Below are 20,454 nucleotides of genomic sequence, written 5' to 3' on the forward strand. Positions count from 1 at the left end.
ATGCGCCGGCCCGCTGTTGTCGCGCGTGCCGCGTCCGCCGCGCCTGTCGCGCCCTGGGTGCGGACCCGGCTGCGGGCCTTCCCGGGGGCTGCCGTGGCGCTGGCCCTGCTCGTGGCGGTGACGGCGTTCCTCGCCGCCGCGTTCCCGCGCGCCGTCGACGCGTACGAGACGGAGGGCCTGCGCCACCGGATCGGCACCGCCGCCCCGCGCGACAGCGTCGTCGAGGTGACCGTGCGGGCCGGCCGGGACACCGAGGCGGCGCACGTGCGGCCGCAGTCGTTGCGGGCGCTGCACCGGGCGGTCGTGGAGGCCCTGCCGGAGCCCGTACGGGCCGTCGCCGCGCAGTCGTCGTACGGGGTGCGGACCAACAAGCCGCTGCCCGCGACCGACGCCTCGCTCCCGGCACCCGACGGCCTGCCGCCCGAGTTCACCCTGGCCACGCCCTCGGAGCTGCCCCGGCACGCCACCGTGCGCGCCGGCCGCCTCCCGGCCGCCTCCGCGACGGTGACCGCCGCGGAGGTGGAGGCGGCCGTCACCACCGACACCGCGAAGTCCCTGAAGCTGTCCGCCGGTTCGGTGGTGCACCTGCCACGCGACGGGCGCGCGCCGCTCACCGTACGGATCACCGGCATCCTCCAGCCCCGGTCGCCCGAGGGCGCCTACTGGTCGGTCGAACCGCTGCTGCGGACACCCGTGCTCACCGCCAGGAACTCGACGGGCGCACCGAGGTTCTTCTGGGACGCCGCGCTGCTCCTGCCCCCCGACGCGGCGCCCGTGCTGCTGGGCACGGGCGGTGAGCCGCAGGCCTTCTGGCGGATCGCTCCCGGTACCGCGCACCTGACCGCCGGGGACGTGCCCGCCCTGACCGGCGCGGTCGCGTCGCTGACGGGCGGACCCGATCTGCTGAAGGTGCGCCGGCAACTCGGTGAGGCCGCGTCGGTGGACACCCGGCTCGGTGACCTGCTCGCCTCCTACGAGGGGATGCGGGCCGCCATCGGTCCGGTCGTCGCGGTCGCGGCGTTCGGGATCGGGGCGGTGGCCGTCGTCGTGGTGGTGATGGCGGGCGGGCTGGCCGCCGCGCGGCGGCGGGACGAGCTGGCGCTGCTGCGTTCGCGCGGCGGTTCGCTGCGCGGGATCGGCGGGCGGCTGCTGGCGGAGACGGCCGTGGTCGCGGTCCCGGCCGCCGCGCTGGGGCTACTGCTCGCCGTGTGGCTGGTGGGCTCGGGACGGCTCGGGTACGCGGTCGTCGGCGCGGGTGCGGTGGCGCTGGTGGCGTGCGTCGCGCTGCCGCTGCGGGCCGTGTACCCGCACCGGCGGCCGGGGGTGCACGGGGGCCGGGACGACCTGGTCGGCGCACGGCCTTCGCGGCGGCGCACGGTCGCCGAACTGACGCTGCTGGTGCTGGCCGTGGGCGCGGTGGCGGCGCTGCGGCGGCGGGGTGTCGGGGCGGATTCGGGCTCGGGGTCGGGGTCGGGGTCGGGCTCGGGCTCGGGCTCGGGCGACGTCTTCGCCGGCTCGGCGCCGGTGCTGGTGGGCCTGGTCGCCGCCCTCGTCCTCGTACGGCTGTATCCGCTGCCGCTGCGGTGGCTGGCCCGTCCGGCGCGGAGGCTGCGGGGCGTGGTGGGGCCGCTGTCGCTGGCGCGCGCCGGGCGGTCGTCGGCGGCCGGGGCGCTGCCGCTGCTGGCGCTGCTGGTCGCGTTGACGACGGCCGCGTTCGGCGGCTCGGTGCTGGCGGGGGTGGCGGCGGCCCGGGAGGACGCGTCGGTGCTGGCGACGGGCGCGGACGCCCGGGTGGCGGGCGCGGCGGAGGCGGTGCCGCTGCCGGACGGGCTGACGGAGGCGGTGCGGCGCGTCGGGGGCGTGCGGGACGTGGTGGCGGTCCAGGTCGAGTACGGCGTGCCGCTGGCGGCCCAGCCGGGTGTGCCGGGGTCGATGAGCGTGACGCTGATCGGCGTCGACCCCGACGCGTACGCGGAACTGACGCGCCGCACCGGCCTGGGCGGCTTCCCGGCCGGTGAGTTGAAGGACCCGGGCGCCCGGGACGGGGGCCGCGTGCCGCTGCTGCCCGCGATCGCCTCACCGTCGGTCGCGCGCCTGATCGGTACCGAGCAACGGCTGATCCAGTCGCACGCCGGGAACTTCCGGGTGCGGGTGGCGGGTGTGCGGGAGCGGACCCCGGCCGTGCCCGGCGCGGACTTCATCGTCGTGAACGCCGCCGACCTCACGTACCGGGCGGACACGGTGCTGCTGGTGAGCGGCTCCATGGCGGGCGGGGAGCTGCGCTCCGCCGTGCGGTCGGCGGCCGCCGGCTTCTCCGTCCTGCTCCGGTCGGAGGCGCGTGCGGCGTTCGTCGAGTCGCCGATGCAGATGGGTGCCGAGCGGGTCTACGCCGCGGCCGTCGCGGCGGGCGCCGGGTACGCCGCCCTGGCGCTGCTGCTGTCGGTGCTGCACAGCGCGCCGGAGCGGGCGGCGCTGCTGGCGCGGCTGCGCACGATGGGCCTGTCGCGGCGGCAGGGGCGGTGGTTGCCGGTCCTGGAGGCGCTGCCGCAGGCGCTGCTCGCGGCGGCCGGCGGGGCGCTGGCCGGGTGGGCGGCGATCGCGCTGCTGGCGCCGGGCGTCGACCTGGCGCGGCTCGCGCTGGCGGCGGCGCCGGGGCTCGCCACGTTCGACGGCGCGCCGCTGCGGGCCGACCCGTGGTCGCTGGTGCTGCCCGCGGCGGGGGTGGTGGCACTGGCGGTGGCGGTCGCGGTGGCACAGGCCTGGTGGGTGGTCCGCCGGGACTCGATCGGGGAACTCAGGGCAGGAGACGCGCGATGACGGACACCACTCCGGGGGCTCTGGCAACTCTGGCGGATCTGGAGCAGCGGGTCACCGCACGCCGCGACGGCCCCGCGTACGGCGACGGCGCGATGATCGCCTGCGACCGCCTCGTCCGCATCTTCACCGCCGACGGGGTGGAGGTGCAAGCGCTCCAGGGGCTCGATCTGCTGGTGCGGGAGGGCGAGTTGATGGCGCTGGTCGGGGCGTCGGGCAGCGGCAAGTCGACGCTGATGAACATCCTGGCGGGCCTGGACGTCCCGACGGCGGGCGCGGCGACGGTGGCGGGCTGCGACCTGCTCGCCATGGACGCGAAGGCGCGGCTGCGCTACCGGCGTGACGTGGTGGGCTTCGTCTGGCAGCAGACGGCCCGCAACCTCCTCCCGTACCTGACCGCCGCCCAGAACGTCGCCCTGCCGATGCAGTTGCGCGGCCGTACGAAGCGGGGGCGGAGGGCCGAACGGGCGCTGGAGCTGCTGTCGATGCTCGGCGTCGCGGACTGCCGCGACCGGCGCCCGCACCAGATGTCCGGCGGCCAGCAGCAGCGGGTCGCGATCGCCGTCGCCCTGGCCAACTCGCCGTCCGTGCTGCTCGCCGACGAACCGACGGGCGAACTGGACTCGGCGACCGGCGAGCAGGTCTTCGCCGCGTTCCGCCGGGCCAACGAGGAGCTGGGCACCACCATCGTGATCGTCACGCACGACCAGGCGGTGGCGGGCGAGGTCCGCCGCTCGGTCGCCATCCGCGACGGCCGCACGTCCTCGGAGGTGCTGCGGCGCACGGAGGTGGACGCGGAGGGCCAGGAGTCGATGGTGGCCCGCGAGTACGCCACCCTGGACCGCGCGGGCCGCCTCCAACTGCCCGCCGAGTACACGGAGGCGCTGGGCATGCGGCACCGGGTGCTGCTGGAACTGGAGCCCGACCACATCGCGGTACGCCCGGACGACGCCTCCTGACCCCCCTGACGCCCGCGTGCGCCGCATCCCGGCCGCCGCGGCCCGGCGGGACGCGAACGTGCCCCCGGGGCGCAGGACGGCGGTGACGGGCGCGCCCGTACCGGGGTCAGACCGCCGTGACGGTGAGCCCCGTACCGAGGCCGGCCTTGCGGACGGCGATCGATCCGTAGGGGGTGCGCAGCCGCAGCCATGCGCCCGCGGTGAGCAGGGCCACCGGCACGTCGTGCGGGGGCAGGAAGCCCAGCGACTGGGCGGCGTGCACCGCCCGCAGCGGCAGGCCGGTGGAGCCGATCGTCCGGGACCAGATCTCACGGCCGAGCCGGTCGCGCTCCGCGCGCGTGCGGCGCTCGGCCGGCAACTCGCCGTCGCGCGCCCGGAATTCGGCCACCGCCGCCGCGATCGCCCCGCGCAGCCCGGCGGCGTCCGGGAGGCCGGGGAGCTCCTGCCAGCCGCCGCGCGGAGGCAGGACGCCCGCCCACGGCGGGCCGGTGACGGGGGCGGGCACCATGGCCTTGCCCGCCGACTCCTCGATGCCCTCCAGGAGCTGCCCGGCGGACACGGTGACGTCCAGCGGCGCGTCGTCCAGGAGCGCGGCCGTACGGATGGCCAGCACGTCGAAGGAGGCCGGCCGGCCGAACACGGCCAGGGCACCGCCACCCGCCTGGAGGCGGACGGCGGCGGCCCGGTCGTAGTGGATCAGCCGGGCCAGGAAGGCCGCGAGGTCGGCGGCCTCCCTGGGGTCGGCGAAGTGCAGCGGCGGCGTCATGCTGCCGCCGGCTCCCCGTGCATGCCGTCGTCCACGTACTCCTCCAGGAACGAACGCTCCTCCGCCGTGATGCGGCGCGGGCGCTGGGCCTCCAGGTCGAACGGCACGACGACCGTCGAGGCCCGCACGTACACCTGATCGGGGTCCTTGATCTCGTACGCGATCGTCAGCGACGCCGCGCCGATCTTCGTGACCCACGACTCGATGGTCACCGGCTCGTGCCGGTGGACCAGCGGCCGTACGTAGTCGATCTCGTGCCGGGCCACGACGGACCCGCCGGAGAACGACGGCGAGCCGTTCCCCGGCGCCAGCCGGAACATGAAGTCGATCCGCGCCTCCTCCAGGTAGCGGAGGAAGACGACGTTGTTGACGTGCCCGAAGGCGTCCATGTCCGACCAGCGCAGGGGACAGCGGTAGATGTGACGAGCCACTGCCGCTGCCTCAGCCCCGGGTGAGCTTCTTGTACGTGGCGCGGTGCGGCCGGGCCGCGTCCGGGCCGAGGCGCTCGATCTTGTTCTTCTCGTACGACTCGAAGTTGCCCTCGAACCAGAACCACTTGGAGTCGCCCTCGTACGCCAGGATGTGCGTGGCGACCCGGTCGAGGAACCAGCGGTCGTGGGAGACGACCACGGCCGCGCCCGGGAACTCCAGCAGCGCGTTCTCCAGCGACGACAGGGTCTCGACGTCGAGGTCGTTGGTCGGCTCGTCGAGGAGCAGCAGGTTGCCGCCCTGCTTGAGGGTCAGCGCCAGGTTCAGGCGGTTGCGCTCACCGCCGGACAGGACGCCGGCCGGCTTCTGCTGGTCCGGGCCCTTGAAGCCGAACGCGGAGACGTACGCGCGCGACGGCATCTCGACCTGGCCGACGTTGATGTAGTCGAGCTCGTCGGAGACGACCGCCCACAGCGTCTTCTTCGGGTCGATGTTGGCGCGGCTCTGGTCGACGTAGGAGATCTTGACGGTCTCGCCGACCTTGATCGAGCCGGAGTCCGGCTCCTCCAGACCCTGGATCATCTTGAACAGCGTGGTCTTGCCGGCACCGTTCGGGCCGATGACGCCCACGATGCCGTTGCGCGGCAGGGAGAAGCTCAGGTTGTCGATGAGGACCTTCTCGCCGAAGGCCTTGTTGAGGTTCTCCACCTCGACGACGACGCTGCCCAGGCGCGGGCCCGGCGGGATCTGGATCTCCTCGAAGTCCAGCTTCCGCATCTTGTCGGCCTCGGCGGCCATCTCCTCGTAGCGGGCCAGACGGGCCTTGGACTTGGCCTGCCGTCCCTTGGCGTTGGAGCGGACCCACTCCAGCTCTTCCTTGAGCCGCTTGGCGCGCTTGGCGTCCTTCTGGCCCTCGACCTTGAGGCGGGCCTGCTTGGTCTCCAGGTACTTGGAGTAGTTGCCCTCGTAGGGGTAGGCGCGGCCGCGGTCGAGCTCCAGGATCCACTCGGCGACGTTGTCCAGGAAGTACCGGTCGTGGGTGATGGCGACGACGGTGCCGGCGTACTTGGCGAGGTGCTGCTCCAGCCACTGCACGGACTCGGCGTCCAGGTGGTTGGTGGGCTCGTCGAGGAGGAGCAGGTCGGGGGCCTCCAGCAGCAGCTTGCAGAGCGCGACGCGGCGCTTCTCACCACCGGAGAGGTTGGTGACGGGCCAGTCGCCGGGCGGGCAGCCGAGGGCGTCCATGGCCTGCTCGAGCTGGGCGTCGAGGTCCCACGCGTTGGCGTGGTCGAGCTGCTCCTGGAGCTTGCCCATCTCCTCCATGAGCTCGTCCGTGTAGTTCGTGGCCATCTCCTCGGCGATGGCGTTGAACCGGTCGAGCTTGCCCTTGACCTCGGCGACGCCGTCCTGGACGTTCTCCAGGACCGTCTTCGACTCGTCCAGCGGCGGCTCCTGGAGCAGGATGCCGACGGTGTACCCGGGCGAGAGGAACGCGTCACCGTTGGAGGGCTGCTCCAGACCGGCCATGATCTTGAGCACGGTGGACTTACCGGCGCCGTTCGGGCCGACCACACCGATCTTCGCACCGGGCAGGAAGCTCAGCGTCACGTCATCGAGGATGACCTTGTCGCCGTGCGCCTTGCGCGTCTTGCGCATCGTGTAGATGTACTCAGCCAAGAGAAACCGTCCGGCAATCCGAGAGTGGGCAGATACACCCCATCTTGCCTGACGTCCACCCCGCGAAGGAAACCAGTAAGACGGCCGGACCCGTACCGGCACCTCCCCCGCACACGGCCTCCATAGCCATCCGGTCACGGTACGTCGCAATGGTCGGGCGGGGGCGCCCGGGCGGGCGCCCGGCTGGGGCGCGCCCGGCTGGGGCGGGACAGGCGGGGCGGGGCCCCGGGGGTCAGTCGTTGTCGGCGCCCGGGTCCTTCTTCTTGCGGAGGAGGAAGAGGGCGGCGCCGCCGAGGACCACCATCGTCAGGGCTATGCCGGCGATCATGGGGGTGGCGCCGGACGCGCCGGTTTCGGCCAGGTCCGGGCCGTCGTCGGCCGCGCCGGGGCCGGACGAGGTGCCGCCGGCCGAGAGGGGGCTGGGCTGCGCGCCCTGCTGGCCGGTCATGGCCACGGCCGTGCTGCCGGTGGTCCGGCAGTCGAGGATGCCCTTGAACGTCTTCCTGAAGCCGCCGGGCCCGGTGATGGTGAAGTCGTACGCCTGGTCCTCGGCGACGGGAATGGTCACCGTCCGGGACTCGCCGGCCTGGACGGCGTAGGTGAGGCCCATGAGCTCGAAGCTGAACGGGGCGGTGCCCCTGTTGGTGGCCGTGACGTCCACGCCGCCCTCGGCGCAGTTCTTCCTGGCCGAGAGCGCCGGGATGGCGCCCGCCGTGGCCCAGGTGGCCGTGGCGGTCGCGGAGACGGTCGACTCGCTGGAGCCGGCCAGGATCTGCGTCTGGCTCTTGGTGACTCCGGCGAAGGCCCGGCCGACCGGCACGGAGGTGGTGGCCTGCACGGTCAGGGCGGCGGAGCCGTCGGCGGCCTTGGCGGGCACGTCGAAGTACAGGCGGCTGCCGTCGGCCGCCGACGTGACCGGCTTGCCGTTCTTGTCGGTGATCCGGATGCCGCTGGCGGCCGCGTCGGCGGGCGGGGTCACCGTGACGCGTCCGGCGTCGGTGCGCACGGTCACCGGGCCGATCCGGGTGCCGGCCGGGCCTGACACCGCGCTGGGCTCCAGGCTGAGCGAGGCCCTGGGCTCCGGGGCGTTCCCGGCCTCCTTCTCCAGCCAGTCGGCGAGCTTCTCGGCCGCCGGGTCGAGCGCCTGGACCTGTGCGTTGTCCGAGTAGCGCCAGATGGCGACCTGGGTGCCGGCGGCCGCCGTCGCGGCGGTCAGCGGGCCCGTGCCGGCGTCCTCGGCCAGCCCCACCAGGTCGTCGACCTGGGGGTAGGAGTGCTGGAGGATCCAGCGGATCCGGCCCGCGTCCCTGTTCCCGCCGAGGGAGGTCTGGTCCCAGGAGGTCTCCAGGTACCTGGCCTTGTCCTGGGTGGGGTTGTGGAGGTCGACGCAGTACGTCTTCAGGGTGCCGCCGCCGTCGACGGTCATCTCGAACAGGCCGGCGGGGATCTCCTGCTTCTCGCCGTCGAGGCGGAGCACCGCCTGGTCGAACGTGGTGAGCCCGTTGAGGGTGGCGGTGGCACCGCCCTGGTGCTGCGGCGCCTCGTCGGCCGCGGCGGCGGACGCCCCGGCCATGAGGCCCCCGGCGACCAGACCGGAGGTCACGACCGCGGCGAGGAGACGGGCGGGACGCCTCCTCCGCCTCCGTACAGAAAACGCAGCAAACACAGAATTCCCCTCCGGGCGAGACCCTTTCGCGTGTGGCGCGTGGGGGGAGTGCCTCGCCTGCCGACTCAAGTGCCCCGTGAGTACCCGGGAATCCTAGAGAGAGCCGACCCCGCACAGTCCCCTGTCATACCGTCAGACGACCATTCCGACTCGCAATCGTTATCGCGAACCCCGTTTCAGCAGGTCCGCGCCCGCCGAATCTCCACATCCCCACGCCGCTCGGTGCTCCCGCCCTGACGCACCGTCACGACACCAGCTCGGCCGGTCGGTCCACCTCGGCACCCGCTCCCCCGCCACCCGGCTCCGGCACCGCGTCCGGCACGGCCGGAGGCACCGCGACCGGCCGATCCACCGAGCGTGGCTCCCCCTTCAGCACCCTGCGGAACGCGGACGTCCCGCGCGTCAGGTCGTGGCCCACCGCCGAGGCGTCGATGTCCACGAACGTCCTGCGCTGACCGTCCCAGTCCTCCTCGCGCACCTTCAGCCGCCCGTGCACCACCAGCGGGTCACCGACCGCCACCGAAGCGGCCAGATTGGCGCCGAGCGCCCGCCACGCGCACACCGTGTAGAAACTCGTGTGTCCGTCGACCCAGCCCGCCTTCTCGCGGTCCCAGCGGCGCGCGGTCGCGGCGAACCGGAATTTCGCCATGCCTCCCGTAGCCGTCTCGCGGTAATCGACACTCGTCGCGACATTGCCCACTACCGTCACCATCGTGTCGTTCATGACACCCACCCCTCGCGGTCGTCCTGCTGACTGAGCTCCTGCTGACTGAGCTCATGCTGGCCCGCCCGCCGAAATCCCGCTCGGCCCTGTGGACAAGCCCCCGTTTGTGCAGAACTCCACCACCCGCAAGGAGGACGCCCAACCGGCCGACCCACCCGCCACCGGGGCAACCACCCCCAAGGCACCCCGCCACCGGCGTCACACCACGACCGCCGCAGCCCCCGCCCCCGCCCCCGCGCCCGGCCCCCCGCCCTCCGCGCGACCGCGCGCCACATGGGCGTACCGCTCACGCACCTCCCGGTACCGCATCAGCTCCGCGGCGATCGGGTCGAGGACCATCGCCCGCCCGCACCCCGCCGCCGCCTCCCGCAGCCGGCGCTCGGTCTCCTGCCCGTACCGCCGGGCGGGCCCCCGGGCCGCCGCCGCGCACGCCCACTCGACCAGGGGCCCGCCGAGGATGCCGGCCAGCATGATCAGCACCGGCGGGACCAGCCCCGGCTCCAGTACGCCGACGATCTGGCCGACCAGCCACAGGGCGCCGTAGAACTGGAGCAGCGTCATGGCCGCCTGGGCCAGGACCGCGGCCGGCCACCACGCGGGCCGGGGCGGCCGCCCGCCCGCCGGCGGCGCCCCCACCGACACGGCCAGCTCGTCCAGCGCCTCCGGCAGCCCGCGCGACCCGCGTACCGCCGCCTCGCGCACCGCCTGCGCCCACGGCACCGGCAGCCCGCGCGCCGCCTCCTCGGCGACCACCCGCACGGCCTGCTCGACGCGCTGGCGGGCCGTCAGCTCGTCCTCCGCGGCGACCACGGCCTCCGGTTCGCCGTCCCCTTCCGTACCGCCCCCCTGGGTGCGCAGCCGCTCGTACCAGCGCCACAGCCGCAGCCACGGCGTTCCGCACGCCCGTCCCGCGTTGCGCCGCCACTCGCGTTCCGCCGCCTCCCCGGCCGCCCGCGCGCCGACGGCGACCGCGAGCCGGGCGCCGAAGTCCTCGCGGGAACGTTCCCCCAGCCCGGGGTGCCCGTCGGCCACGTACACCGGGCGCAGCCGGGCCGCCGCCGCGTCGACGTCCGCCGACAGGCGCCGCTCGGCGGCGCGGCGGCCCTGTACGAACGCCCCGAGGATGTCGCGCAGTTCCCCCACGCCCTCACCCGTGAGCGCCGAGACGGCGAGGACGGTGGCGCCCGGTTCGCCGTGCTCGCCGAGCGCCATCCCGTCCTCGTCGAGCAGCCGCCGCAGATCGTCCAGCACCTGGTGGGCGGCGTCGCCCGGCAGCCGGTCGACCTGGTTGAGGACCACGAACGTGACCTCGGCGTGCCCGGCGAGCGGGCGCAGGTACCGCTCGTGCAGGGCGGCGTCCGCGTACTTCTCCGGGTCGACGACCCAGATGACCGCGTCCACCAGGGCCAGCACCCGGTCGACCTGCTCGCGGTGCGCGATGACGGCCGAGTCGTGGTCGGGCAGGTCGATCAGGACCAGGCCCTGCAACGCCTCGTCGCCGACCCCGCCCGCCAGCGGCCGGCGCCGCAGCCGGCCCGGGATGGCGAGCCGGTCCAGCAGCCCGGCGGCGCCCTCGGACCAGGTGCAGGCGATGGGGTTGGCCGTGGTGGGCCGCCGCAGGCCGGTCTCCGAAACGGGTACTCCCGCCAGCGCGTTGATCAGCGTCGACTTGCCGCTCCCGGTGGGCCCGGCGATCGCGACGACGGTGTGCCGCGACGACAGCCGCTGCCGCGCGGCGGCCTCGTCCAGCACCCGCCCGGCCTCGGCGAGCGTCTCGCCGTCCAGCCGGGTCCTGGACAGCCCGACCAGCTCCCGCAGGGCGTCGAGCCGCGTGCGCAGCGTCCCCGCGTACGCCTCACCGATCGGCACCGGCGGCTCGTCCGTCAGGGGTCCGCCGTCCTCCAGGGCCTGTTGCCGCAGTGCCTGTTCCTGCGCGCGGCGGGCGATCAGTCCGTCGTCCCAGCGTTCGTCAACGGCGCTCACCGCCGTCACCTCTCCTTCTGCAATCGGGACAGCGCGGCGATGAGCTCGGCCTGCGGTTCGGGGGTCACGTCGAGGGCGCGCAGCGGTTCCAGCCGCCGGGTCCGCTCCTCGTCCAGTACGCGGTCGATGTACGTGGTCACCAGCTCGCCGCCCCGGTCGCGCAGCCGCAGGGCGCCCTGGGCGCCGAGCAGCTCGGCGAGCCGTTCACCGGCGCCGCGCGCCCGGCGTCCGCCGAGCAGCGCGGCCGCCAGGAGCGCCGCCGCGGTCTCCGCGTCGGGGGCGACGGCCCGGTCCATCCGCCGTACCTCGTCCTCCGCGAGCTCCTCCAGGACGCGCCGCCAGCGCCGTACGGCCATCCCGATCCGCTCGCCGGTCTCCCGGTCGGGCCCGGCGGGCGCCCGGGGACCGGTGTCCAGCGCGCGGGCCGCCGGTTCGCGCCGCCACGATTCCCGTACGTGATCGTCGGCGGCGGCGACGGCGCACTGGAGCAGGGCGGTCAGGGACTCGGCGAGGGAGTCGAGCAGTTCGGTGGCCGAGCAGTCGCGGGGGTAGCCGCGCCAGCGGGTGCGGGCGTCGCCCGCGAGGACGGCGCCGCGCCGCAGTTCCCGGCGTACCCGTTCGCCCTCCTGCCCGTACGCCGCCTGGACGGCGCCGGTGAGCCGCACGGCGGCGGCGTACTGGGCGGCGACGGCACCGGCCAGCTCCGGCATGCGTACGTTCAGCGAGTCGATCACCCCACCGGCCGTGCGCCCGACGGCCTGCTGCCGGGCGGCGGGGTCCTGGGCGTGGTGCGCCAGCCAGGCGCGCAGCGGGGCGACGGCGGTGTCGGGCAGCAGGCCGCTGCCGCCGCCCGCCGACTCGGGCAGCTCGGGGATGGTGAACCGGGGCACGTCGCCCAGCCCGGCGCGGACGAGGAGCGCCTCGTACTGCCGCGACACCTCGTTGATCACCTGGTGCGGCACCCGGTCGAGGACGGTGACGAGCATGGCGTCGTACTCCTTGGCGGTACGCAGCAGGTGCCACGGCACGGCGTCGGCGTACCGGGAGGCGGTGGTCACCATCACCCACACGTCGGCGGCGCAGATCAGCTCGGCGGCGAGCTCGCGGCTCTCGACGACGAGCGAGTCGATGTCGGGCGCGTCGAGCAGCGCGAGCCCGCGCGGCACGGTGTCGGCGGTCTCCACCCGCAGGGCGCGCTCCTCCCCCGTGTCCCCGTCCGCCTCCCCGTCCCCGCCCTCGGGCGTCCACACGCGCGTGAGCTGCGGCAGCACCCGCATTCCGGCGAACCAGTGGTGATCCTCCGGATGACAGACGAGGACGGGGGTACGCGTGGTGGGTCTGAGGACCCCGGCCTCACTGACCCGCCGCCCGACGAGCGAGTTGACGAGCGTCGATTTCCCCGCCCCGGTGGACCCCCCGACGACGGCGAGCAGCGGCGCTTCGGGTTCCTTCAGGCGGGGCACCAGATAGTCATCGAGCTGCGCGAGCAACTCGGCCCGCGTCTGCCGCGCCCGTGGCGCACCCGGAAGGGGGAGTGGAAGACGCACGGCGGCGACACGGTCGCGCAGGGCGGAGAGTGCGTCGATGAGCTGAGGCCGTACGTCCAAGGTCACCACATGCGAAGAATGCCCAATTTCATGACCTTTTTGAAGCGTATGGCGCCCCCTGCGCGCCGATCCGACACACGGGACAGACGGGATGAGTGGGGCGCAGGCATAACGAGTACACAACACCCGAGGCGTGAGACGCGAAAAGCGCTGCGGGAATCGCACCTACCTGCGATTATCGGTTCGCTTCACCGAACCTCCACATCGTGCCACGCAGGTGAAGCGACCGGGTCAAGGCGATCGGAGCCCTATCCTTGTCCCCGGCGAGGTCACGGACCACCCAGCAGGGGCTCCAGGCCACAAGGCCACCACCGGCCCCCGTAGCTCAGTGGATAGAGCAGGCGCCTTCTAAGCGCTTGGCCGCAGGTTCGAGTCCTGCCGGGGGCGCCCAGAACACGGCTGGTCGCCGGCCCCGCTCCGCGCCGTCCGCGGGGCAACGACCTCTCCGGCGAGACGCCCCGGCTCCTCCGCTGCCCCGCCGGGCCCGCGTCGCGCTTGGCGGGCGTGTACACGGCGTCGACAAGGCCTGGCTTTCCTTCCGCACCGGTGAACAGCGCCGGGCCGTTCTCCTGGTGGAGCCCGACGTACTCCTCGAGCCCGCAGCTCGACCATTTGGTTGTAGCCGGCGGCCGACCCGGGGGTCGGTGAGCCCGCCGACGTGGCTGGAGTCAGCCAGAACGGGCCTGGTCAGGCACCCTGTGCGCGATCGGCGCGACCCTGGGCCGTTTCCGGGCTCCGGGACAATAATTGGGTTACGGCCCTCAACGGCGGCGTGGTTAGCATCGCGTGAAACATGCAATTCCGTTGGAGGAGCCTGCTGTGTCGCAATCAGGAGCTGACCAGTTCGTGATCCCGTCGAAGGTCATGGTGTCGACCGGGACTACCGCGGGTGCAGCGCTCCGCGACGCGGGACTCATCACCAAGGGGCCGAAGGCGATCGTCGTCGTCCGGGACGGTGAGGGGCGGCTGCGCGATCTGTCGTGGGCACCGGAGGCCGACACCGAAGTCGAGCCGGTCACCGCTGACAGCGAAGACGGGCGCAGTGTCATCCGGCACTCGTGCGCCCACGTCCTCGCGCAAGCCGTTCAGCAGGAGTTCCCCGAGGCGAAGCTGGGCATCGGGCCGCCGATCAAGGACGGCTTCTACTACGACTTCCAGGTCGACCGGCCGTTCACCCCCGAGGACCTGGCCGCGCTGGAGAAGCGGATGAAGCAGATCATCAAAGGCTCCCAGCGCTTCTCCCGGCGCGTCGTCGAGTCGGTGGAGGCCGCCAAGGCCGAGCTGGCCGACGAGCCGTTCAAGCTGGAGCTCGTCGACCTCAAGAGCGACGTCGACGACTCCGAGGTGATGGAGGTCGGTGGCGGCGAGCTCACCGTCTACGACAACCTCGATCCGCGGAGCGGTGAAACGGTGTGGGGGGACCTCTGCCGCGGCCCCCACGTGCCGACCACCAAGCACATCCCCGCCTTCAAACTGATGCGCTCGGCCGCCGCCTACTGGCGCGGCGACCAGAACAACCAGCAGTTGCAGCGGGTTTACGGCACCGCCTGGGAGTCGCAGGAGGCCCTCGACGCCCATCTGGAGCTGCTCGCCGAGGCCGAGCGCCGTGACCACCGCAAGCTCGGCACGGAGCTCGACCTCTTCTCCTTCCCCGACGAGATCGGCTCCGGACTCGCGGTGTTCCACCCCAAGGGGGGCATCGTCCGGATGGAGATGGAGAACTACTCGCGCCAGCGGCACATCGCGGCCGGCTACTCCTTCGTGAACTCCCCGCACATCGCCAAGGGCAACCTGTTCCAGACGTCGGGCCACCTCGACTGGTACCGGGACGGGATGTACCCGTCCATGCATCTCGACGCCGAGCTCGACGCCGACGGAAACGTCCGCAAGCCGGGCCAGGACTACTACCTCAAGCCGATGAACTGCCCGTTCCACGACTTGATCTTCCGGTCCCGGGGCCGCTCCTACCGCGAACTCCCGCTGCGCATGTTCGAGTTCGGCTCCGTCTACCGCTACGAGAAGTCGGGCACGATCCACGGCCTGACCCGGGTGCGCGGCCTGACCCAGGACGACGCACACATCTTCTGCACCGCCGACCAGGTGCAGGAAGAGCTGAAGTCCCTGCTCAACTTCGTCCTGGACCTGCTCCGGGACTTCGGCCTCGACGACTTCTACCTGGAGCTGTCGACCCGCAACGAGGAGAAGTACGTCGGCTCGGACGAGATCTGGGAGAAGGCGACCGAGGCGCTGCGCACCGCCGCTGAGGAATCCGGCCTCGAGTTGGTGCCCGATCCGGGCGGCGCGGCCTTCTACGGGCCGAAGATCTCCGTGCAGGCCCGGGATGCGCTCGGCCGCACCTGGCAGATGTCCACCATTCAGCTCGACTTCAACCTGCCGAACGCCTTCGACCTGGAGTACTCCGCCGCCGATGGTTCACGCCGGCGGCCCGTGATGATCCACCGTGTGCTGTTCGGTTCCCTGGAGCGGTTCTTCGGTGTGCTCACCGAGCACTATGCCGGCGCGTTCCCGGCATGGCTGTCGCCCGTCCAGGTCGTGGGCATCCCGATCTACGATGAGCAGATTCCGCACCTGCGGAAGGTGGAGGAGGCGCTGCGGCTCAAGGGCCTCCGGGCCGAGCTGGACGTCTCGGACGACCGTATGCAGAAGAAGATCCGCAACCACACCACGCAGAAGGTGCCCTTCATGCTTCTCGCGGGTGCCAAGGATGCGGAGGCCGGAGCCGTGTCGTTCCGCTTCCGCGACGGCAGCCAGCTCAACGGCGTGCCGGTGGAGCAGGCCGTGACGGCCGTGACCGACTGGGTCGCGCGCCGTGAAAACGCCTCGCCGACCGCGGAGTTGTTCCACGGCCTCCAAGGCTGACGTTCGCGCGGTGGTGCCCGGCTGCCCCTCGCCGGTCACCACCCAGCGGCCACAACGCACCGCGGCCCCGTGCGGTATGTCACGGGGCCGCCCGCGCGGCGGCCGGAGCGCGGCCCTGCTCCGGTGATCCACCCCGATGGGCGTCGGCGCCCGGGCGCCGGGGCACCGCGCGCGAGACCCCCGGCCGCCGGGGCGAACGGAATCGGCGCGATAAGCACCCCTGATCACCGGCTCGTTGTTCGCCGGAAAGCGCCCCCCTAGCTTGGGGACACACGTCAGCCATGTTCGGACTGACCGAAGGGGGCGAAATGAAGTTCGGGGTTTATCCGGCCTACATTGGTGGCCAGGACGTCACCGGAGAGAATCCGCGTTTCGTTCATACCATTACCGCCCGTGCCCTTATCGAGGAAACCTTCCCCAGTCTGCGTCTCAAGCGTGATCTCGACCTGGGGATCGTCGATCCGGACACGGCTGGGGAGCGCGTCGTCGGGGCCTGTGTCGTCGCCGATGAGGAGATGGCGGGGCGGGCGGTCGAGGCGGCTGCGCGGGCCGCGGTGGAGTGGCGGAGGGTGCCGCTCGGGGAGCGGATCGAGGTGGGGCGGCGGATCGGGGAGCGGTTGCTGGAGCACCGGGACCGGATCGTTGAGATTCTGGTCGCCGAGGGGACTCCGAAGTCCGCGGCCGAGGGAATGATCACGGGAATTCCGTTCACCAGTTGGAGCCGGGAAACGCTCGAATGGTGCGCCGGGCAATTGGAGTTCCGGCGGCAGGACGGTGAGCGGGAAATGGTCCTGCGGCGCATTCCCGATGGGGTCGTCTGTATCAATCCGCCGCAGAACGCCGCGACCGTGAACGCGCTGAACGGGCTCGTCGCGCTGCTGGCGGGCAACACCGTGGTGGTGCGGGCGCCGCGTGGGGTGGCGCTCAGTTGTATGTATGTGATGCGGGAGGTCGTGGCGCCCGTGCTGGAGGAGGCGGGCGCGCCGGCGGGGACGGTCAACGCGTACTGCGGGGCGCCCATGCTCGACGCGTGGCTGGCCAGTGAGCACGTCGACGACATCATCTACTTCGGTGGCAGCAAGAAGGGGCTGGAGTTCGAGGCCGACGCTATAGCGGCGGGCAAGAAGCCGATCCTGGAACTGGCGGGGAACGACTGCTGTGTGGTGTGGCACGACGCGGATCTGGACGCCGCGGTGGAGACCATCACGCAGTTCTTCCTGAACTCCGGCCAGATCTGCAACGTGCCCAACCAGGTCGTCGCCCACCCCGCGATCGCGGACGAGCTCATCGAGCGGCTCGTCACGGCCACCAGGGAGATCCGGCCCGGGTATCCGGACGAGCCCGGTGTGGTCCTCACGCCGGTCCTCGGGGTCGACTGGTTCTTCGGCTGCCTGGGCGAGGCGCTCGCCAAGGGCGCGAAGCTCGTCCACGGCGGCCGGCGGCTGGAGGTGGACGGATCACCGTCGAGCACCGGGTTCTTCGTCGAGCCGAGCATCGTCCGCGTCGAGGGCCTCCAGGGCGCCAGGTCGCTGTCGGTGGTCCGGGACGAGACGTTCTTCCCGCTCCTGCCGGTGATCGTGCCGGAGGCCGGCACCCCCGACGACGCCCTCCTGGAGGACGTGCTGGCGTTCGTGAACTCCAACGCGTACGGCCTGCGCAACTCCTTCTGGACCACCGGCGCCGCCACGATCCGACGCGTCCTGGACGGGGTCACCAACGCCGGCAACCTGAAGATCAACGACTCGCACAGCGGCTTCCTCCCCTTCCTGCCCAACCAGGGCGGCCCCGGCCTGACCGGCGGCGCCTTCGGAGAGGCGAGCCACCCCATGCTGCGCACCACACGCCTCCAGGGCGTCAGCATCCTCCGTCCGGCCGCCGACAAGGAGCCCGCGTCATGACGACCCGCGTACTGAAGGCCGTGGTCCCGGCCACGGCCGCCGAAGTGATCGAACGCCTCGGTGACGCGACGGCGTTCCCCGCGTACGCCGACGACATCGTGTCCGTCTCCGGCACCGGTGACGGGGACCAGCAGTGGGTGCTGGCCTTCCGTGGTGGCACCGCGAACTGGGTGCAGCGAAGTGAACAGCCCGCAGGGCAGCCGTACCGCATCGAATTCGCGCAGACCGGCGGGGACTTCCAGCGGTTCGAGGGCGCGTGGACGAGCACCGACGTCGACGGCGGCAGCGAGGTGACCTTCGAGGTGCGCTTCAGCACCAGCGTCCCCCACCTCGCCGGCGCGATCGACTCGGCCGTCGGGCGCGTGCTGCTGCGCAGCGCCCACCAGGTCATCCACGCCGTCGGAGGACCGGCCCGGGTCACCGCCGGCGGGCAGTACCTGGACGACCTGCCGGCGGACGCCCGGCGGCTGTGAACAACGACCGATCGGCCACGCCCACAGGGAGAACACACACCATGGAGAACGTCTGCATCATCGGAGCCGGCTGGTCGGGGCTCGCCGCCTGCCAGGTTCTGCACGAGCGCGGCATCGCCTACGACTGCTACGAGGCCGGCTCCCAGGTCGGCGGCAACTGGCGGTACCAGAACGACAACGGCATGTCCTCGGGTTACCGCTCGCTGCACATCAACACGTCCAAGAAGCTGTCGGAGTACCGCAGTTACCCGATGCCCGACGACTATCCGCACTACCCCGACCACGAGCTGATCGCGCGGTACCTGGACGACTACGTCGACCACTTCGGCTTCCGCGACCGGATCGCCTTCCGTACGGAGGTGATCCACGTGGAGCCGGCCGGGGACGTCGGCTGGTCCGTGACCGTGCGCAACCGTGACACGGGCGTCGAGACCACCCGTCACTACGGATCGGTGATCGTGGCCAACGGCCACCACTGGGACCCGCGCGACCCCGAGCCGGCCTTCCCCGGCGCGGACACCTTCACCGGCGTACAGATCCACTCGCACTACTACCGGGTCCCCGACGAGTACGCCGGCAAGCGGGTGCTCGTGGTCGGCTTCGGCAACTCGGCCTCGGACATCGCCGTGGAAACCTCCGCCGTGTCCGAGCGGACCTTCCTGTCGATCCGGACCGGTGGGTACGTCTTCCCCAAGTTCATGTTCGGCAAGCCCGGCGACGACATGATCAGCCCGTTCATCACCAGGGTGATGCCGCGCGAGACGCAGCGGTGGGTGATGGCCGCGCTGCTGCGGCTGTCGATCGGCAAGGTCACCGACTTCGGCCTGCCGGAGCCCGGCCACAAGCTGTTCAACTCCCACCCGACCGTCTCCGAGACACTGCTCCCGGCGCTCGGCCACGGCGGCATCGCCGTCAAGCCGAACATCTCCCGCTTCGACGGCGACACGGTGCACTTCACCGACGGCAGCAGCGAGGTCGTCGACGCGGTCATCTACAGCACCGGCTACAAGGTGAGCTTCCCGTTCCTGGACGAGTCCGTGATCGCCCCCACGGACAACGACGTCTCCCTCTTCCACCGGGTGGTCGACCCGAACCACGCCGGCCTGTACTTCGTGGGCCTCTTCCAGCCCCTGGGCGCCACCACGGTGCTGGCCGAGGCCCAGTCCCACTGGGTGGCCGACCTGCTGGAGGGCAAGGCAGCGCTGCCTCCGGCAGAGGAGATGCACCGGGAGATCACCCGGTACAAGACCAAGCTCGCCAAGCGTTACGTGACGTCCAAGCGCCACACCATGCAGGTGGACCACTACCCCTACCTGGCCGAGCTGCGCGGTGCGCGGCGCAGGGGCGCGCGGCTCGCCAAGTCGGCGTCCCGGCCCGCCGTCACTGCCGGGCAGGCACGTCCGGAGGAGGTGTCGATACGGATCGACGCCGCGCCCGAGGTGGTGTGGGACCTGATCAGCGACGTGACGCGGATGGGCCGGTGGAGCCCCGAGTGCCGTCGCTGCTACTGGCGCGGCGACAAGCGCGGGGTCGGTGCGCGCTTCATCGGGATCAACCGCCGCGGCTGGGTCGTGTGGGTCACCTCCAACACGGTCGAGCGGGCCGAGCGGGGCCGGTCCTTCGCCTTCCGCACCACGACCAACGGGGTGCGCTGGGGCTACCGGCTGGAGCCCGACGGCACGGGGGGCACCCTGGTCACCGAGGTGTGGGACGTCTCCGGGCAGAGCACCGGACAGCGCAAGCGCACCGCGTCCTTCGCGAACATGATGCTCGGCGGCTACGAGAACCACACCGAGGAGCTGCGCGAGGGCATGCGCGAGACGCTGGAGCGCGTCAAGGCGGCCGCGGAGGCGCAGGCCCGGCCGCTGGGCGGTGCGGCCCGCGACCCCGAGCGGGCGGAGACGCGGGGCCCGGACGTGGTGCGGGTGGACACGGCGGCGTGAGCGCGCGTGCCGGGAACAGGAGAACGGGAACGGTGAGATGACGACGGACGACAATCTGAGATGTTCCTCGGCCGAGGAGTTCGCCGCCTGGATGGAGGCGCATCACGACACCGCCGACGAGGTCTGGGTCGCCCTGCCGAAGAAGGGCACGCCCGCCCCCTCGATCACCAGGTCGGAGGCGCTGGACGTCGCCCTGTGCTACGGCTGGATCGACGGCAAGGCGTACTCCGGGAACGTTCCGGACGGCTGGTGGGCCCAGCGCTTCTCGCCGCGCAAGCGCCGCAGCCCGTGGTCGAGGATCAACTGCGCCAAGGTGGAGAAGCTGATCGCCGAGGGCAGGATGCGGCCGGCCGGGTTCGCGCAGATCGAGCTGGCGAAGGCGGACGGCCGCTGGGCCGCCGCGTACGCCCCGCAGAGCACGGCGGAGGTACCGGAGGACCTGCGGGCGGCGCTCGACGCGTCGAAGGCCGCGGCGGCCGCGTTCGACGCCCTCAGCAGGAGCAATCGGTACCAGATCCTGCTCGATGTCGAGAAGGCGGTGAAGGCGGAGACCCGGGCGCGCAGGATCGCCCGTCACGTCGAGCGCCTGGAGACGGCCGGTCCGCCGCGCCGCGCCCGGAAGACGCCGTGACTGC

At 72.5% G+C, this 20,454-nt stretch carries 14 protein-coding genes and 1 tRNA gene; 8 read left to right on the plus strand and 7 right to left on the minus strand.

All coding sequences use genetic code 11. The annotated features are described in order from the left end of the window. On the plus strand, positions 1-2,817 hold the full coding sequence (locus AB0J57_RS29300) for an FtsX-like permease family protein (RefSeq protein ID WP_366131346.1): 2,817 nt from the start codon (positions 1-3) through the stop codon (positions 2,815-2,817). After that, positions 2,814-3,773: an ABC transporter ATP-binding protein gene (locus AB0J57_RS29305; RefSeq protein ID WP_366131347.1), complete on the plus strand. Its 960-nt coding sequence runs from the start codon at positions 2,814-2,816 to the stop codon at positions 3,771-3,773. Before AB0J57_RS29300 ends, AB0J57_RS29305 begins: the two co-directional genes overlap by 4 nt. 106 nt (positions 3,774-3,879) lie before the next feature. Here AB0J57_RS29305 and AB0J57_RS29310 read toward each other — a convergent pair whose 3' ends face one another. From AB0J57_RS29310 to AB0J57_RS29340, 7 genes are all read right to left on the minus strand, one after another. After that, positions 3,880-4,539 (minus strand): hypothetical protein, encoded by a 660-nt coding sequence (locus AB0J57_RS29310; RefSeq protein WP_366131348.1) that lies wholly within the window; start codon positions 4,537-4,539, stop codon positions 3,880-3,882. Further along, a complete protein-coding gene (locus AB0J57_RS29315) occupies positions 4,536-4,970 on the minus strand; it encodes a thioesterase family protein (protein ID WP_366131349.1) in 435 nt (144 codons plus the stop codon). The genes AB0J57_RS29310 and AB0J57_RS29315 overlap by 4 nt, the downstream gene beginning before the upstream one ends. A gap of 10 nt (positions 4,971-4,980) precedes the next feature. Continuing rightward, positions 4,981-6,645: an energy-dependent translational throttle protein EttA gene (gene ettA, locus AB0J57_RS29320; protein WP_366131350.1), complete on the minus strand. Its 1,665-nt coding sequence runs from the start codon at positions 6,643-6,645 to the stop codon at positions 4,981-4,983. A 232-nt stretch (positions 6,646-6,877) separates the two neighbouring features. After that, positions 6,878-8,311, minus strand: coding sequence for a Cys-Gln thioester bond-forming surface protein (locus AB0J57_RS29325; protein WP_366131351.1), 1,434 nt, complete (start codon positions 8,309-8,311; stop codon positions 6,878-6,880). Between the two features lie 244 nt (positions 8,312-8,555). Beyond that, the gene (locus tag AB0J57_RS29330) at positions 8,556-9,035 is read right to left on the minus strand and encodes a single-stranded DNA-binding protein (protein ID WP_366131352.1); all 480 of its coding nucleotides are present in this window, start codon (positions 9,033-9,035) and stop codon (positions 8,556-8,558) included. 198 nt (positions 9,036-9,233) lie between these two features. Continuing rightward, entirely contained in the window at positions 9,234-11,018 is a 1,785-nt protein-coding gene (locus tag AB0J57_RS29335) for a GTPase (RefSeq protein ID WP_366131354.1), read from the minus strand. A 5-nt stretch (positions 11,019-11,023) separates the two neighbouring features. After that, a complete protein-coding gene (locus tag AB0J57_RS29340) occupies positions 11,024-12,625 on the minus strand; it encodes a dynamin family protein (protein WP_366131467.1) in 1,602 nt (533 codons plus the stop codon). Between the two features lie 314 nt (positions 12,626-12,939). Between AB0J57_RS29340 and AB0J57_RS29345 the strand changes: the two genes are divergently transcribed. The 6 genes from AB0J57_RS29345 to AB0J57_RS29370 all read left to right on the plus strand — a co-directional run bounded on the left by AB0J57_RS29345 (position 12,940) and on the right by AB0J57_RS29370 (position 20,450). Next, positions 12,940-13,012, plus strand: a tRNA-Arg gene (locus AB0J57_RS29345). Positions 13,013-13,489: 477 nt separating this feature from the next. Continuing rightward, positions 13,490-15,505, plus strand: a complete 2,016-nt coding sequence (gene thrS, locus AB0J57_RS29350) for a threonine--tRNA ligase (protein WP_366131468.1) — start codon at positions 13,490-13,492, stop codon at positions 15,503-15,505. A 308-nt stretch (positions 15,506-15,813) separates the two neighbouring features. Beyond that, positions 15,814-17,403, plus strand: coding sequence for an aldehyde dehydrogenase (locus tag AB0J57_RS29355; protein ID WP_366131355.1), 1,590 nt, complete (start codon positions 15,814-15,816; stop codon positions 17,401-17,403). Continuing rightward, positions 17,400-17,876: an SRPBCC family protein gene (locus AB0J57_RS29360; RefSeq protein WP_366131356.1), complete on the plus strand. Its 477-nt coding sequence runs from the start codon at positions 17,400-17,402 to the stop codon at positions 17,874-17,876. The genes AB0J57_RS29355 and AB0J57_RS29360 overlap by 4 nt, the downstream gene beginning before the upstream one ends. 41 nt (positions 17,877-17,917) lie before the next feature. Further along, positions 17,918-19,819, plus strand: coding sequence for an NAD(P)-binding domain-containing protein (locus AB0J57_RS29365; protein ID WP_366131357.1), 1,902 nt, complete (start codon positions 17,918-17,920; stop codon positions 19,817-19,819). Between the two features lie 37 nt (positions 19,820-19,856). Then, the gene (locus AB0J57_RS29370; protein WP_366131358.1) at positions 19,857-20,450 is read left to right on the plus strand and encodes a YdeI/OmpD-associated family protein; all 594 of its coding nucleotides are present in this window, start codon (positions 19,857-19,859) and stop codon (positions 20,448-20,450) included. Positions 20,451-20,454: the final 4 nt, after the last annotated feature.

The organism is Streptomyces sp. NPDC049837, assembly GCF_040674455.1.
Classification (GTDB): Bacteria; Actinomycetota; Actinomycetes; order Streptomycetales; family Streptomycetaceae; genus Streptomyces.